This window comes from Pseudoalteromonas sp. McH1-42 (genome assembly GCF_022347845.1).
In the GTDB taxonomy this organism is placed as follows: domain Bacteria; phylum Pseudomonadota; class Gammaproteobacteria; order Enterobacterales; family Alteromonadaceae; genus Pseudoalteromonas; species Pseudoalteromonas rubra_D.
The window spans coordinates 22,273-37,142 of sequence record NZ_JAKRFU010000028.1; the positions used below are offsets into that span (position 1 = coordinate 22,273).

Annotated in this window: 13 protein-coding genes; 7 read left to right on the forward strand and 6 right to left on the reverse strand. The window is 49.7% G+C overall.

Features of this window, described 5'->3' with window-relative positions:
* The first annotated feature begins 14 nt into the window (after positions 1–14).
* Positions 15–2,546, forward strand: coding sequence for a M14 metallopeptidase family protein (locus MHN31_RS20880; RefSeq protein WP_239445218.1), 2,532 nt, complete (start codon positions 15–17; stop codon positions 2,544–2,546).
* On the opposite strand, the gene MHN31_RS20885 is transcribed toward MHN31_RS20880, so the two are convergent.
* Positions 2,543–3,217, reverse strand: coding sequence for a phosphoribosyltransferase family protein (locus MHN31_RS20885; RefSeq protein ID WP_239445219.1), 675 nt, complete (start codon positions 3,215–3,217; stop codon positions 2,543–2,545). The genes MHN31_RS20880 and MHN31_RS20885 overlap by 4 nt on opposite strands.
* 57 nt (positions 3,218–3,274) lie before the next feature.
* On the opposite strand from MHN31_RS20885, the gene bioH reads away from it, so the two are divergent.
* The 3 genes from bioH to MHN31_RS20900 all read left to right on the forward strand — a co-directional run bounded on the left by bioH (position 3,275) and on the right by MHN31_RS20900 (position 5,329).
* Positions 3,275–4,012 carry a pimeloyl-ACP methyl ester esterase BioH gene (gene bioH / locus MHN31_RS20890; protein WP_239445220.1) on the forward strand — a complete coding sequence of 246 codons (738 nt, stop codon included), beginning with the start codon at positions 3,275–3,277 and terminating at the stop codon, positions 4,010–4,012.
* A gap of 103 nt (positions 4,013–4,115) precedes the next feature.
* The gene (locus MHN31_RS20895; protein ID WP_010387144.1) at positions 4,116–4,424 is read left to right on the forward strand and encodes a hypothetical protein; all 309 of its coding nucleotides are present in this window, start codon (positions 4,116–4,118) and stop codon (positions 4,422–4,424) included.
* Positions 4,424–5,329, forward strand: a complete 906-nt coding sequence (locus MHN31_RS20900) for a putative metalloprotease CJM1_0395 family protein (RefSeq protein WP_239445221.1) — start codon at positions 4,424–4,426, stop codon at positions 5,327–5,329. The genes MHN31_RS20895 and MHN31_RS20900 overlap by 1 nt, the downstream gene beginning before the upstream one ends.
* Positions 5,330–5,395: 66 nt before the next feature.
* On the opposite strand, the gene MHN31_RS20905 is transcribed toward MHN31_RS20900, so the two are convergent.
* Both MHN31_RS20905 and greB read right to left on the reverse strand, forming a co-directional pair.
* Entirely contained in the window at positions 5,396–7,732 is a 2,337-nt protein-coding gene (locus MHN31_RS20905; protein ID WP_239445222.1) for a Tex family protein, read from the reverse strand.
* Positions 7,733–7,817: 85 nt separating this feature from the next.
* Positions 7,818–8,291, reverse strand: a complete 474-nt coding sequence (gene greB / locus MHN31_RS20910) for a transcription elongation factor GreB (protein WP_125564563.1) — start codon at positions 8,289–8,291, stop codon at positions 7,818–7,820.
* 220 nt (positions 8,292–8,511) lie between these two features.
* Between greB and ompR the strand changes: the two genes are divergently transcribed.
* The 3 genes from ompR to MHN31_RS20925 are packed head-to-tail and all read left to right on the forward strand — an operon-like array spanning position 8,512 to position 11,278.
* The gene (ompR, locus tag MHN31_RS20915) at positions 8,512–9,231 is read left to right on the forward strand and encodes a two-component system response regulator OmpR (RefSeq protein ID WP_010387140.1); all 720 of its coding nucleotides are present in this window, start codon (positions 8,512–8,514) and stop codon (positions 9,229–9,231) included.
* Positions 9,232–10,581, forward strand: coding sequence for a two-component system sensor histidine kinase EnvZ (gene envZ / locus MHN31_RS20920; protein WP_125564561.1), 1,350 nt, complete (start codon positions 9,232–9,234; stop codon positions 10,579–10,581).
* The gene (locus MHN31_RS20925; RefSeq protein WP_239445223.1) at positions 10,574–11,278 is read left to right on the forward strand and encodes a hypothetical protein; all 705 of its coding nucleotides are present in this window, start codon (positions 10,574–10,576) and stop codon (positions 11,276–11,278) included. Before envZ ends, MHN31_RS20925 begins: the two co-directional genes overlap by 8 nt.
* A 324-nt stretch (positions 11,279–11,602) precedes the next feature.
* On the opposite strand, the gene MHN31_RS20930 is transcribed toward MHN31_RS20925, so the two are convergent.
* The 3 genes from MHN31_RS20930 to hslR form a co-directional block, all read right to left on the reverse strand.
* Complete coding sequence (locus MHN31_RS20930) at positions 11,603–13,141, reverse strand: phosphoenolpyruvate carboxykinase (RefSeq protein WP_125721725.1); 1,539 nt, start codon at positions 13,139–13,141, stop codon at positions 11,603–11,605.
* Between the two features lie 259 nt (positions 13,142–13,400).
* Entirely contained in the window at positions 13,401–14,246 is an 846-nt protein-coding gene (hslO, locus tag MHN31_RS20935; protein WP_125564557.1) for an Hsp33 family molecular chaperone HslO, read from the reverse strand.
* A gap of 11 nt (positions 14,247–14,257) precedes the next feature.
* Positions 14,258–14,668, reverse strand: a complete 411-nt coding sequence (hslR, locus tag MHN31_RS20940; RefSeq protein WP_125564555.1) for a ribosome-associated heat shock protein Hsp15 — start codon at positions 14,666–14,668, stop codon at positions 14,258–14,260.
* Positions 14,669–14,870: the final 202 nt, after the last annotated feature.

Here is a 14,870-nt window from a genome sequence, read left to right on the forward strand (position 1 = left end):
TAAATGGAGACTTTATGTATCGCCTGTTAGTTATGCTGTGTTTGTTGAGCTTGCCGCTAAGTGCCAAGCCATTGAATTTTTATTTTGATGACACAAGCCAGTTTGATCCTGCAATTCCAAAACCGCATGAGGTGCTCGGTTATGAGGTGGGTGAGTGGCATGTTCGTCCAGAGCAACTGGTGCAGTACTTACATACCCTGGCACAAGCCAGCCCCAGGGTTGAAATAACCACCATTGGCTACAGCCATGAACGCAGGCCGCTCATCCTGCTGACGATCACAGAGGCTGCGCGACTGAAAAACATCGAAGCTGTGAAGCGCGCGCACATCGCTTCACTTGCGCAGCCTAAGCAACGCACAGAGGCACCAGCGGTTGCCTGGCTGGGTTACAGCGTGCATGGTAATGAGCCGTCCGGGAGTAATACCGCCATGCTGGTGGCTTATTATCTGGCTGCTGCACAGGGCGAAAAGATCGAAGCTTTGTTGCGCGACACCGTAATCCTGCTCGATCCGTCTTTGAATCCAGACGGGCTAGCGCGCTTTGCGAACTGGGCTAATAGCCACCGGGGCCAGGTATTATCAAGCGATCCCCAACACCGGGAACATGTTGAACGATGGCCTTCTGGCAGAACCAATCACTACTGGTTTGATTTAAACCGGGACTGGCTGTTGTTGCAGCATCCGGAATCTCGCGCCCGAATTGCGGCATTTCATGACTGGAAACCCAATGTGCTGGCCGATTTTCACGAGATGGGTCCTAATTCGAGCTATTTTTTCCAGCCTGGGATCCCCTCACGCACGCATCCTTTGACGCCTGAGCGCAACCAGAGCTTAACGGCGGCCATTGGCCAGTTTCACGCCGATGCGCTGGATCAGGCTGGGCAGTTATATTTTACTCAGGAGAGTTTTGACGACTTTTACTATGGCAAAGGCTCAACTTACCCGGACATTAACGGCGCGGTGGGGATATTATTTGAGCAGGCTAGCAGCCGTGGTCATGTGCAAGAAACCATTAATGGCTTGTTAACCTTTCCACAAACCATCAAAAATCAGCTCATTACTTCACTCTCTACGTTACGGGGCACAGCCGCTAACCGTCAGGCTTTACTCGACTATCAGCAGCACTTTTATCAAAGCGCGCAAAAAGAAGCCAAGCAGCAAGATTTTCTTGGGTATGTGGTATCGGCAGGACAGGACCCATATCGATTCAGCCAGTTTTCCGAGCTGCTTAGCCAGCATCAGGTACAAGTGCAGCAGCTGGAAAAGGCATTGAAAATTAAAGATCAGCAATTTAAGGCCGGCGATCTGTATATTCCTCTGGCACAGCCGCAAGTCCGTTTGGTCAAGGCTATGTTCAGTGAACAAACCCAGTTTAAAGACAATACCTTTTATGATGTTTCAGGGTGGACGTTACCTTATGCCTATGATCTAGATTTTGCCAAGGTAACCAGTAGCTGGGGATTGAAAGTCACTGAATCAAAAGCACAAAACGATGGTATCGTCGCAGAGACGCCCCTGACAGAGGCATATGCCTACGCTTTCTCCTGGCAGCATTATCTGGCACCTAAGTTACTTAACCAGCTGCTGACAGAGGGCCTGGAGGCACGAGTGGCACTGCAACCCTTTACTGCAAAGCTGACTCAGAGCGAACAGCAGTTTGATGCTGGCACTGTGGTGATCCCGGCGGGGCTGCAAAATCAGGAGAACTGGCGGCGTATCCTGTCAGAGCAAGCCAGTGCGCTCGGTATTGAGGTCATGGCGATTCGCTCAGGCCTGACGCCGCAGGGCATTGATTTAGGCTCGCGACGGATGATGCCACTGCATAAACCCGAAGTGTTGTTGGTTGGTGGGCTAGGCACCAGTCAGTACGAAGTCGGTGAGCTTTGGTATCACCTTGACAGGCATGTCGGAATTGCCCCCAGCGTGATAGAAATAGACCGCCTTGGACGCGCAGACTTAAGTCGTTACAGCCATATTGTGCTGGCGGATGGCCGTTACTCAGCAATGAGCAAGAAAGCGCAGGCCGCGATTATCAGTTGGGTCCACAAAGGTGGGGTGATCTGGGGTCATAAGCGCGGCGCACAATGGTTGATTGAGCATCAGTTGCTGAATGCTGAGATCATCAGCAACAAAGATTTACGAGCGTCTTTTGATACTCAGGGGATGCGTTTTAAAGACAAAGAGCAGCTGGCCGCACAGCAAAGGATCGCAGGGGCTATTTTTGGCACGCAGCTGGATCTTTCTCATCCACTGGCATTTGGATTTGAGAATAGTACCTTACCTGTTTTTAAAAACAGTGCCTGGGTGCTTCAGGCCAGTGAAGAACCGTTTTTGGATGTGGCCGTGTATCAGCAGCAGCCTCTACTGGCAGGCTATGCTGATGAACGAAATGTATCGCAGATCGCGCAGTCGGCGGCATTGGTGGCTGATACTTATGGCCAGGGCGTGGCTGTCGCAATGACGGATAACCCGGTATTTCGCGGATTCTGGTATGGCAGCAGTCGACTGTTTAGTAATGCGTTGTTTTTCTCGCAGGCGATTCATTAATAAGGTGTGAGGCAGGTAGCACAAGCCCAGATCTGAGCGGCGCCAGCGCGTCGGCAGAGCTGGGCAGCGGCATTCATGGTGGCCCCTGTGGTGATCACATCATCAACCAGTAAAATTCGCTGACCTGTTAGGGTGCCCTCTAGTCTAAAAGCCTGGGTCTGGTTTTTTAAGCGGGCCCCACGCGTTAATGACTGTTGGCTACGTGTCATACGTTTCGATAAGACGGGCAGCGTGGCAAGCTGGGCTTCGAGCACGCGGCCCCAGGTTTGCATTACCTGATTAAAGCCGCGATTGATCAATCTGTGTCTGGGTAAGGGAATGAGAATAGCCGCATCCACATCGATTATTTGTTCGGCACAGTAGCGCCGCCATTGATGGCTAATGACCTGACGTAATAAGTAAGCAGCATGACTTCGATGACGTAGCTTGAGTTCACATAACCAGCGTTTCAGCATGCCCTTATACCAGCCACAGGCAATCAGGCCATCGCAGCAGGGCAAATTAAACTGCGTCTGAATATCTGCACGCAACAGTAGGTTGCCCTGGTCCGGGGAAAACAGTGGCAGTGCACTCAGACAGGGAGCACATATCCCTTGAGTGTCAACTGTGCTGTGGCAACAGGGGCAGTAGCAGGGAAACAGCGTGTGTGTGAGTGCGCGGGCTAATGACATTGCTTTCCATCCTTGAATCGCTATCATAGCCACAAGTTTGGTCGAGGAAGTGAATGAATGCAAAGCGAGATTGTCTTATTGCACGGTTGGGGTATGAATAAACAGGTATGGCAACTGAGCATTGAGCAGCTTCAGCAAGTACAGCCTTTACCCGTGCGGGCGATAAATTTAGCGGGGTTTGGCGGAGCGGCATTTCCTGAACACTGCAAATCTCTCGACGACCTTGCCGATGAGATTGCGACAGAGCTTGCCGATGGTTCGGTGTTGATTGGCTGGTCGCTGGGCGGGCTGGTGGCGCTTAATCTGGCGCATCGATATCCCGCTAAGGTAGCCAAAGTGGTGATGGTCGCTTCCAATCCATGCTTTGTAGAGCAGCCAGACTGGCCGGGGATCAAGCCTAAAGTGCTGGCAGGGTTTAAGCAGGCGCTGGCCGACGATAGCGCTAAAACCATAGAACGTTTTTTGGCTATTCAGGCGATGGGTAGTGAGCATGCCCGTGATGATATTAAACAATTACGTCAGTTATTGGCGCAATTGCCAGCGCCACATCCAGAGGCATTAAGTTTGGGCCTTGATGCGTTGAACCGGTGTGACTACCGCGCTTATTTTCGTGAGCTTACGCAGCCAGTGTTTGGCCTCTTCGGCCGACTCGATGCGCTGGTGCCCGGTGATGTGATTGAACGTATGAGTGCGCTCAATCCACATTTCAAGGCGTTTGTTTTACCCAAAGCATCGCATGCCCCATTTATCTCGCATAAAGATGAGTTTGTTACTCATTTAAAATCAATTCTTTAGTTTCCCACAATGAAAAAAGCGGCAATTTTTTGCCGCCCAGACTTTATTTCGTTTATAAATTGAGCAATAATTAGGGTGAGATTTTCTAACTGTGGGGCGATATATGGCAGTCAGTGACATCCTAAATGCAGGTGTTCAGGGGTTTGAGCTTGCCCGCCAAAGTGCCGAGCAGGCAGCAGCCGACATCAATAAGGCGACACTGGACCAGCAAAGCGAGCAACAGGTCGCACAGCAACGACAACTTCAGGGCGCATCCAGCAATGAAGGTGTGACTGCTCCTGTGGGTCAACCACCAAGGTTGGACGAGGCGGTCGTAGACCTCAAAGTGGCAGAATTTAATGCTAAAGCAAATGCACAGACGATCCGCACAGCTGACGAAGTCCTGGGTACCTTAATTGACATTAAAGCGTAATGAACATAGTAACGCCACCCCCGGCGATGAACTTAAACACGGCGAACGTCTATACTGAGACGGCGCAACGTGACAATCAGCTCCGCGAGGTTATTCCAAAACCTGCGCCGGTCTCCCCTGCGTTTACTGAAAACAAACCCCTTTCAGATGGTGACAAGCAAAAACCTTTGTCTGCGGACGACTCCGGCTTATATGACAGCACTGGTCAGCTTAAAGATGGCAAAACCATTGAGGAGCGTGAGGAAGGCGGACAAAGCAGTCAGGGAGAACAACAGGAGCAACAAGACTCACAAGAACTGAGTGACCGCGAACAGGCTGAGTTGGAAGCTGAGCAGGCACAGATTCAGGAACTGAAAGACAGAGATCGCGAAGTGCGTCTGCATGAAGAAGCGCATGCCAGAGTGGGGGGGCAGTACGCAGGGTCACCAACTTATGAATATCAGCGTGGGCCGGACGGCAATAATTATGCGGTTGGTGGTCAGGTGATGATAGACGTGGCACCCACTGGGGATCCACGCGAAACCATTGATAAAATGCAAACAGTGCGTGCTGCCGCGTTGGCACCGGCAGAGCCGTCGGGTGCTGACAGAGCCATCGCAGCAGATGCGACAGCCAAAATAGCTCAGGCTCAGGCGGATCTTGCCAAGCAATCCATTAGTGGCGATGAGGATGAGGACGACAGCAGTAATCGTGTTGTGGGGTACCAAACCCGTCGTCTTAATGAAGATGAGATCAGTGAGCAACAACCTGAGTCTGCCCGGTTAGAAGAAGAAGTGGACCCATTTGCTGTGGCATTGCCTATCGAACGGGATCCGGAAATTGCTTCACGCGCACTGAGAATTGAAGGATTTTATGGAGACGTTGCCAGGCCCAAAGGGGCATCGCAGTTATCTGTGGTGATTTAACTCGCCTTTATGTATTAAACGACAGAGGCCCGCGATTGCGGGCCTCTGTCGTTGTGGTATCAGCCGTTACTTTTTCAGCTTTGCAAAGGCCTCTGCAAAGGCATTGCCCATAGCTGCGTTGCTGTTGTCACGTCGATTATCACGGCGAGGCTCTTTACGCTGTGCGGGTCGCTGAGACTTGCCGCCAGGTTTTTGCGAAGCAGGTTTACTTTGCTTCTGCCCGGTACTTGCCGGGATCTCATCGTTCAGTCGCATGGTAAAACTGATCCGTTTACGGGCAACGTCCACTTCGATGACTTTCACTTTAACAATATCACCGGCCTTAACCACTTCACGTGGATCGGAAATGAACTTGTCCGTAAGTGCAGAAATATGTACCAGGCCATCCTGATGTACACCAACATCGACAAAGGCACCGAAGTTCGCAACATTTGAGACGACACCCTCAAGGGTCATGCCGACTTTCAGATCAGCAATGGTCTCGACGCCCGCTTTAAATTGGGCCGTTTTAAACTCAGGACGCGGGTCACGGCCCGGTTTGTCCAGCTCACCCAGAATATCCGTGATGGTTGGTACGCCAAACTTATCGTCGACATACTCGGCTGGATCCAGTTTGCTCAGCACATCGCTGTTGCCGATCAGTGCGGTGACATCAAGTGCCTTGCTGCCACAGATCTTTTTCACAACCGGGTAAGCTTCCGGGTGAACCGCTGAGGCATCCAGCGGATCATCACCATTAGCAATTCGCAGGAATCCGGCAGCCTGTTCAAAGGCTTTAGGTCCCAGGCGCTCTACTTGTTTTAGCTGTTTGCGGCTGCTGAATGAGCCATTGCTATCACGGAACTTAACGATATTGGTGGCCAGGGTTTTATTTAGGCCAGATACGCGTGTCAATAACGGCACAGACGCAGTATTAACATCGACACCCACTGAGTTTACGCAGTCTTCCACCACAGTCGTCAGTGTCTGACCCAGCTGGCTTTGTGACACATCATGCTGATATTGGCCTACACCAATGGATTTCGGCTCGATTTTAACCAGCTCAGCCAGCGGATCTTGCAGTCGGCGGGCAATGGAGACGGCACCACGCAATGATACGTCGAGATCCGGGAACTCGTTGGCGGCAAACTCAGAAGCGGAGTAGACCGAGGCACCGGCTTCACTGACCATCACTTTGGTCAGTTTTAGCTCACTGGCTGCTTTGAGCAGTTCAGCTGCCAGTTTATCGGTTTCGCGAGACGCCGTACCATTACCGATCGCAATCAGTTCAACCTTGTGCTGACGACATTGCTGTTCCAGCGTGCGCAGTGACTTATCCCAATGATTTTGCGGTGCATGGGGGTAAATGGTGGTGGTTGCCAGTAACTTACCTGTCTTATCGACAATGGCGACTTTACAGCCAGTTCTCAATCCCGGGTCGATCCCCATGGTCACGCGTGGGCCTGCCGGGGCAGCCATCAGCAGATCTTTGAGGTTTTTGGCAAAGACATCTATGGCGCCTTGCTCGGCAAATTCTCGAGTAGCACCCAACATTTCGTTTTCAAGATGGGTGGCGAGTTTGATTTTCCACGCCCACTGTACCACGGTCATTAGCCAATTGCTGGCCGCTCGCCCCGAGACCTCCAGACCATAATGGTCTGCTATCATTTGCGCACAATACTGCTGCGGGTCTTCCGCTTGAGGCTCTGGGTTGATAGATAGCTGCAAAATGCCTTCATTGCGGGCTCTGAGCATTGCCAGGGCACGGTGAGAAGGGACGCTGGCGAGCTTTTCGTCGTGCTCAAAATAATCGCGGTACTTACTACCTGCATCTTCCTGCCCTGGCACAACACGGCTTTCTAGATAACCATGCTGTTTCAGCTGATTTCTGAATTTACTGAGGAGTTTGGCATCCTCGGCAAAGCGCTCCATCAGAATAAACTTGGCGCCATCCAGTGCGGCTTTGCTATCTGCAATGCCCTGATCGGCATTGATATAGGTTTCGGCAGCTTGTTCTGGTGTCTGATCTGGATCGCGGAACAGCAAGTCGGCCAGCGGCTCAAGCCCGGCTTCTATGGCTATTTGGCCTTTGGTGCGACGTTTGGGTTTGTAGGGGAGGTATAAATCTTCCAGTTCGGTTTTACTCTGCACCTGGTTTAGCTCTGAGGCTAATTGGTCAGTGAGCTTGCCCTGCTCATCAATGGTTTTGATGATAAAAGCCCGTCGTTCTTCCAGCTCCCGCAGATAACCGAGGCGTTGTTCGAGCAATCGTAGCTGAGTATCGTCCAGACCGCCTGTGACTTCTTTACGGTAACGGGCAATAAACGGAACAGTCGCACCTTCATCGAGGAGTGCGGTGGCAGCATCCACTTGCTGTTGTGATGCGTTTAGCTCAGCAGCTAAACGGGCTGAGATATTGCTCATGCAAAATCCTTATATAGTTCAATTGGCTAGGCCTCTTTCTCGGCCTGCGTTTGCGGTCATCATATCATATCTGAAACGGAAGTGTTCAGGCCGTGTAGTCGATCTTATTGACATACCAAAGCATTTCACCTTGCGGGGTTTTTACACTGTATTCTTCGTCGACGGCTTTCCCAAGTAACGCGCGCGCCATGGGGGAATCGATGGAGATATAATCATTCCGTTCATAGATTTCATCGGGCCCGACGATGCGAAAGCGTTTTACTTCGCCGTCATCGTTTTCAATTTCGACCCAGGCACCAAAATAGACTTTGCCCTGCTGTTGTGGAGAATACTCAACAATTTTTAAGTCGGGCATGCGTTTACGCAAGTAGCGTACTCGACGGTCTATTTGTCGTAACAGGCGCTTGTTAAAAGTATAGTCGGCGTTTTCTGAGCGATCGCCCAAACTTGCTGCCCAGTTAACGATTTTGGTCACTTCCGGGCGTTTTTCAAACCACAGATGATCGTGTTCCTGCTGTAGCTTGCGATAGCCTTCAGGTGTAATTAGGTTGGTTTTCATTTTGTTGCTTACTTTGGTAGAACAACTACATGTGTCTAGTGTAATTCGGATCCGGTCCGATACCAATCTTACCTGCTTCACCTGGGGCCAGGTAAGGTAAAGCCACATCAGGCGACACTTGTAACGTTCGGTAACAATCTTATTCATTGTTAATGGTGTCTAAGCGTTTTAATTTCAATTATATTTAGGGTCAACTAAAGAAAAAATAAGAAGAATGCCAATGGGGAATGAAACCACCAAAGTGTTAGTCGTTGACGATGATATGCGTTTGCGCAGCCTGCTGGAGCGATATCTGGTCGAGCAGGGGTTTATCGTTCGTAGTGCTGCCAATTCTGAGCAAATGGACAGATTGCTGGAGCGTGAAAACTTTCATCTGATGGTATTGGATTTGATGTTACCTGGTGAAGATGGTTTGTCTATCTGCCGTCGTCTCAGGCAAAAAGAAAACGAAATACCCATTGTGATGTTAACGGCCAAAGGGGATGAAGTTGACCGGATCATCGGATTAGAGCTGGGCGCGGATGATTACCTGCCTAAACCATTTAATCCGCGTGAGTTGCTTGCCCGGATCAAAGCGGTGCTGCGCCGTCGTGCCAAAGAAGTCCCTGGGGCTCCGGCTGTTGAAGAAAATGAAGTCGAATTTGGCGCCTTTAAGCTCAACCTGGCAACCCGGGAAATGCAAAAAGACGATCAAACCATTGCGCTGACCAGCGGTGAATTTGCAGTATTGAAGGCGTTGGTGAGTCACCCCAGAGAGCCATTGAGCCGTGACAAACTAATGAATCTGGCCCGCGGCAGGGATTACAGCGCACTGGAGCGCAGTATTGATGTGCAGGTCTCTCGGTTGCGCAGAATGATAGAGGAGGATGCCTCTAATCCACGCTATATCCAGACCGTTTGGGGTCTGGGTTATGTTTTTGTGCCAGACGGCGAAAAGTAAATGAGTATCCTGCCACGCAGCGCGTTTGGACAAACGGTGTTTTTTGTCGGTGCGCTGCTACTGATCAACCAGATCGTCTCCTACATCACAGTCACGCTGTACGTGTTCAAGCCTACTTTTGAGCAGGTCAACCTGATGCTTGCCAAGCAGGTTAAAACCGTTTTCATTGACTGGGAAGAAGGGGTTGAGATTGATTCCGCTTTATCAAAAAAGTTTTTTGAGATCACGGGCATTGAAGTGATGAGCCAGCGTGAGGCCTATCGCAATGGCCTCGGAGAGGCAAAAGAATACACTTTGTTGTCGCGTAGTATGTCTGAGCAGCTCAATGGCTCCGCGCGGGTACGGATCAGTCAGGGCGATCCTGTGGTCTACTGGGTAGAAGCGCCCCAGGCACCGGGTTATTGGGTTCGGGTACCACTCACCGGGTTCTCTGAGACTAAAATGGAGTTTTTGGTGTTTTATCTCTCCAGTATCGGCTTTTTAAGCGTACTGGGCGGTTGGCTGTTTGCGAGACACCTGAACCGGCCTCTCAAGGCTTTGCAGATTGCAGCCAGCCGGGTTGGGGTGGGGGACTTTTCTACTCGCCTGGTTGAGCATGGCTCTACGGAGGTCATCGAAGTGACCAGAGCTTTTAATAAAATGTCCAAAGGGATCGCTGAGCTGGAGAACGATCGGCGTCTATTGATGGCTGGGGTATCTCACGATTTAAGGACACCTTTGACCCGGATCCGACTGGCAACAGAAATGATGTCGGACGAAGAAGCCTACCTGAAAGACGGCATTATTGATGATATTGAAGATATGAATGCCATTATTGATCAGTTTATTGAGTACCTCAGGCACCATAACAGTGGAGAAATGGTGCTGGACGATGTCAATGCTGTCGTTGAGGAAGTAGTGCATGCTGAGCAACAGCATCAGCGCGAAATTGTATTGACGACAGCGGCAAATGTTCCCGCGGTGATGATGAACCATGTGGCGCTAAAACGGGTGGTTACGAACATGATAGAGAATGCTATCCGTTATTCAGACGACCAGATTGAGGTTGTGACAGAGTTTAGTGCTCGCCACAAGGCGGTGTTTATTAAAGTTAAAGACAGAGGGCCAGGGATCCCTGAAGAGGAGCTGGAAACGTTATTTGAACCTTTTAAACAGGGTGATCTGGCGCGTGGCAGTGAGGGCAGTGGGCTGGGCCTGGCGATCATCAAACGCATTGTTTCTACCCATGGCGGTAAAGTACGTTTACGTAACCGCGAGAAAGGGGGGTTGAGCGCGGAGGTGATGTTGCCAGTTGCGAAAAAATTTACTCCCCTGACAGCCGCACCTGAGCCGTCAAAGCCCAGTGAATAAGCGCGACTTATCGTACGGGGCTGGTTGCCTGAGCTCAGCAGACAGAGCTCAGCTGTTGTCTATTATTGGCTTGTGCTTTGAGGGGATCGACCCTGAAGCATATTTTGCTTATTACTTTGAGCAAAGCGGGCCTACGCACCGCCGGCTGAGACTTTATTATTCGGATTCAGCAGAGCTCATTGGTTATTGTTTGCTGACCTTTGACGATAGCCATAAGGCATTGAGTGTTATCGGGGCGTCGGCCGGCTTTTTACCGCAGTTCCGGGGTAAGAATAATACCTTTACATTCTCTATTTTCGAAGTGACCAAGGCTTATCTGCGCCGGCCCTGGCGCACTTTGTTATACGCAGATACTATGCTCAGTCCGGCCATGTTCCGGGCGATGGCGAAGAACATTGCCACTGTATATCCAACAGCGACAGGATCTCCGGTTGAGTCCCAGCTTTATGGAGCGTTAAACCCGACTGGATTAGTATCTGAGGTGAATGGTTTGCCGTGTCTTAAAGTGGTGGGGCGAAAAACGCGTTATTCGGCGCTGGAAGTAGCCCAGTTTAAAGCCAGCAAGAAACCCGAAATTGCCCATTACTGCGCGCTGAATCCCAATTTCGATAAGGGGGTGGCGTTGCTCACGGTGATCCCGGTCACACTGGGTCAGTTGCTTTCAACAGCCTGGAAACAGCTCAAGCACTCCCGCTAAATTTATACCAATTTCACTTAGTACCTGCTCTATTTGAAGGTGCAAATATGACGCTAACGGTGTTAAAACCTTCTCATTTAGAACCTTTACCTATGGTATAAATTCGCAAATTTTCGCCTCGTCTATATGGACCTAGATGCCTCAGCGATAGCAGAACGCGGGAGCGGTGTTATCGACCCTGTTTTCTCGCCTCAAAATAGAACACTTAGTTAAGCAAATTGGTATTACTCTAAGCGGCAGCGTGCCAGAGAAGGGTGACTATTGGGCATAAAAAAACGCCCAACGAGGGGCGCTTTTGATAAAGGAATCTGATCCTAAATTAGCTTAGCCGCGAGGACCTGCTGATTTGATGGCTTCAGAGACATCGTATTTTGCGAAGTTCGCTTCGAAGTCCGCAGCCAGCTTAGATGCATACTCAGCATATTTTGCTTTGTCTTCCCAAGTGTTGATTGGGTTAAGCAGTTTGCTGTCTACGCCTGGTACAGCAACCGGTACGTCCAGGTTTAGGGCGTCAATGTGTTGTGTTTCTACGCCTTCCAGGGTGTCGTTAACGATTGCGTCAATCACAGCACGTGTGGTTGGGATATCGAAACGTTTACCAATACCGTAAGGGCCGCCAGTCCAGCCAGTGTTAACCAGATAAACTTTTGAGTTGAACTCACGTACACGCTTCATAAGAAGTTCTGCGTAAACGCCAGCCGGACGCGGGAAGAAAGGTGCGCCGAAACAAGTAGAGAAAGTTGACTCGATGTCTGAAGTAGAGCCAATTTCTGTAGAGCCCACTTTTGCAGTGTAACCGCTCAGGAAGTGATAAGCCGCAGCCTCTTCTGACAGAATAGACACAGGTGGTAGTACACCGCTCACGTCACAAGTCAGGAAAACCACTGCGCGAGGTTCGCCAGCACGGTTTTCTACTTTACGCTTTTCAACGTGCTCAAGCGGGTAAGCTGCACGGGTGTTTTGCGTCAGGCTAGTGTCATTGAAATCAGGTACGCGTGCTTCGTCCAGTACCACATTTTCAAGGATGGTGCCGAACTTGATTGCGTTCCAGATGACCGGCTCGTTCTTTTGCGACAGGTCGATACATTTAGCGTAACAACCGCCTTCGATGTTGAATACACTGCCAGGTGCCCAGCCGTGCTCATCGTCACCGATCAGGAAGCGTTTAGGATCTGCCGACAGGGTTGTTTTACCTGTGCCAGACAAACCAAAGAATAAGGTAGTGTCGCCTGCTTCGCCTACGTTTGCACTACAGTGCATTGGCAGTACGCCCTTCGCTGGTAACAGGAAGTTTTGTACTGAGAACATAGACTTTTTCATTTCACCGGCATAATGCATACCTGCGATAAGCACTTTGCGCTCTGCAAAGTTGATAATCACTGTACCGTCACTGTTCGTGCCATCACGCTCTGGATCGCAAACGAAAGAAGGTACATTCATTACCTGCCATTGGGGTAAATCAGCTGCATTGTATTTTTCAGGCTCGATAAACATGTTTTTGGCAAAAATGTGGTGCCAAGCTGTTTCTGTTGTTACAACAACGGGTAAATAGTGCTCAGGATCTGAACCCACTTCAAGGTGAGAGACAAAGTGGTCGTTGCTGTTCACGTGTGCTTCTACACGGGCCCACAGCGCGTTGAATTTGTCAGCATCGAATGGGCGGTTAACGTTACCCCATTGGATGTCGTTTTCTGTGCTTGGCTCTTTAACGATAAAACGGTCGTTAGGTGAACGCCCTGTGCGGCGGCCTGTTTTTGCTACAAAAGCTCCATTTGCGGCCAAAGTCCCTTCACCACGGCGGATGGCGTGTTCGACAAGTTCAGCTGCAGTTAAATCGACAAAACGAGTAGCGCTTGAAGTCATGTTTATACCTAAATGTGAGAATTGAACGGGATAGCTCTGGAGAAGTTTCACCAAAAGCTGAAATTATAGTAACAGATGAAATTCAGATATTCGAGCCCTGAAACCGGGTAAAACGCCATAAATTTGTCAAAAAAATCGAATAATTTCAATGATACCGGTGTCATAAAATATGACCTTTAAATGACACCGGTATCAATTTTAAGCGACAAAAAAGCCGCCAAAATGGCGGCTTGTCTTCAATGTGATTAAAATATCCCAGCTAATTAAAAATAGCCTTGATATCTTGTTCTTCAAATCGGTAATTTTTTAGGCAGTAGTGACAGCTGATATTGATCTCACCTTGCTTCTGAATATCCTCCAGCAGCGCCTCTTGGCCGATGTTGGCTAATGCACTGATGGTTTTGTCACGGCTGCAACCGCAAACAAAATTAATCTCCTGGGGTTCGAACAGCTGTGGGTTATCTTCATGATATAAGCGTGTCAGGACTGTTTGTGCGTCCAGCGTAAGCAATTCCTCATCTTTAATAGTATTGCTCAGTGCTTCTAGATGCGCAAAATCCTCTTCCGACTTAGTTTTGTCAACAGGCAGTACCTGTAAAAACAATCCGGCCGCTTTGGCACGCTCACCGTTTACATCGGTGGCAAACCACAAGCGGGTCTTGAGTTGTTCAGACTGGATAAAATAATCTTCCAGACAAGCCGCCAGCGTCTCACCGCCTAGCGGAACGACCCCTTGATAGCGCTCACCCTTATTGGGTGTAATGGTGATCACCATATAGCCTTTACCCATCAAATCCTGAATACTGCTACCTGTGATCTCACCTTGTAGACGGGCAATACCGCGCATATTCTGCTTGTGATCGCCATTGATAGCTGCGTACTTAACTGGGCCATCCCCCTGCAACTGTACAGTGATGTCGCCTTCAAATTTTAAAGTGGCAGTCAGCAGGCTGGACGCAAGCAGCAGTTCACCCAATAAAGTTTGTACTTCCTTCGGGTAGTCATGACCACTGATAATGTCATTAAAGGTCTGTTCAATTTGTACGAGTTCACCACGTACATCGAGTTGATCGAAAATATATCGATGAAGTAAATCTTGTTGCATCAATTCGGATCCTAGCTAGATTTCAGTTTGAGCAGTTCGCGACGCTGCTTTTTATCTGGTTTATGCTCAGGGCGCGGTGCAAAAAAGCTATTGTTTTTGCGCGCAATGGCATTTTGTGCCCGTTTTTCAAGGCTGGCAGCTGACTCTTCGTAGAGGGTCTGGGCAATGGGCGCACTCTGACGCTTTTCCATAATGTGCAGCACGGTGACTTCCTTTTCATCGAAACCCTGTGCCAGTTTGATCACAGCACCAACCTCAACCATTCGGCTGGGTTTACAGCGTTGGCCATTGTAGTGTACCTTGCCACCCTGGATCATCTCGCGGGCAATGGTACGGGTTTTATAAAAGCGTGCCGCCCAGAGCCACTTGTCCAGGCGTACTTTCACTTCGCTTAGGTTGTTTTCTTGATTGACTTTTGTCACAATTCGTTAACTAATGCCCAAAGCTAATTTAATCGGTGAAATTTAACACATTTGATGAGGCAAAAAAAGCATCTGAACACGCTCTGATGTGGTTACATCTCAGCCACAGGCACTGTTAATGCTGTGTTCAGTTAGGTATTCTAAGTTGTACCTATTTACTTTAAAGTTTCATATACGCGTGCTTGTTGAATCGAATTCGAGG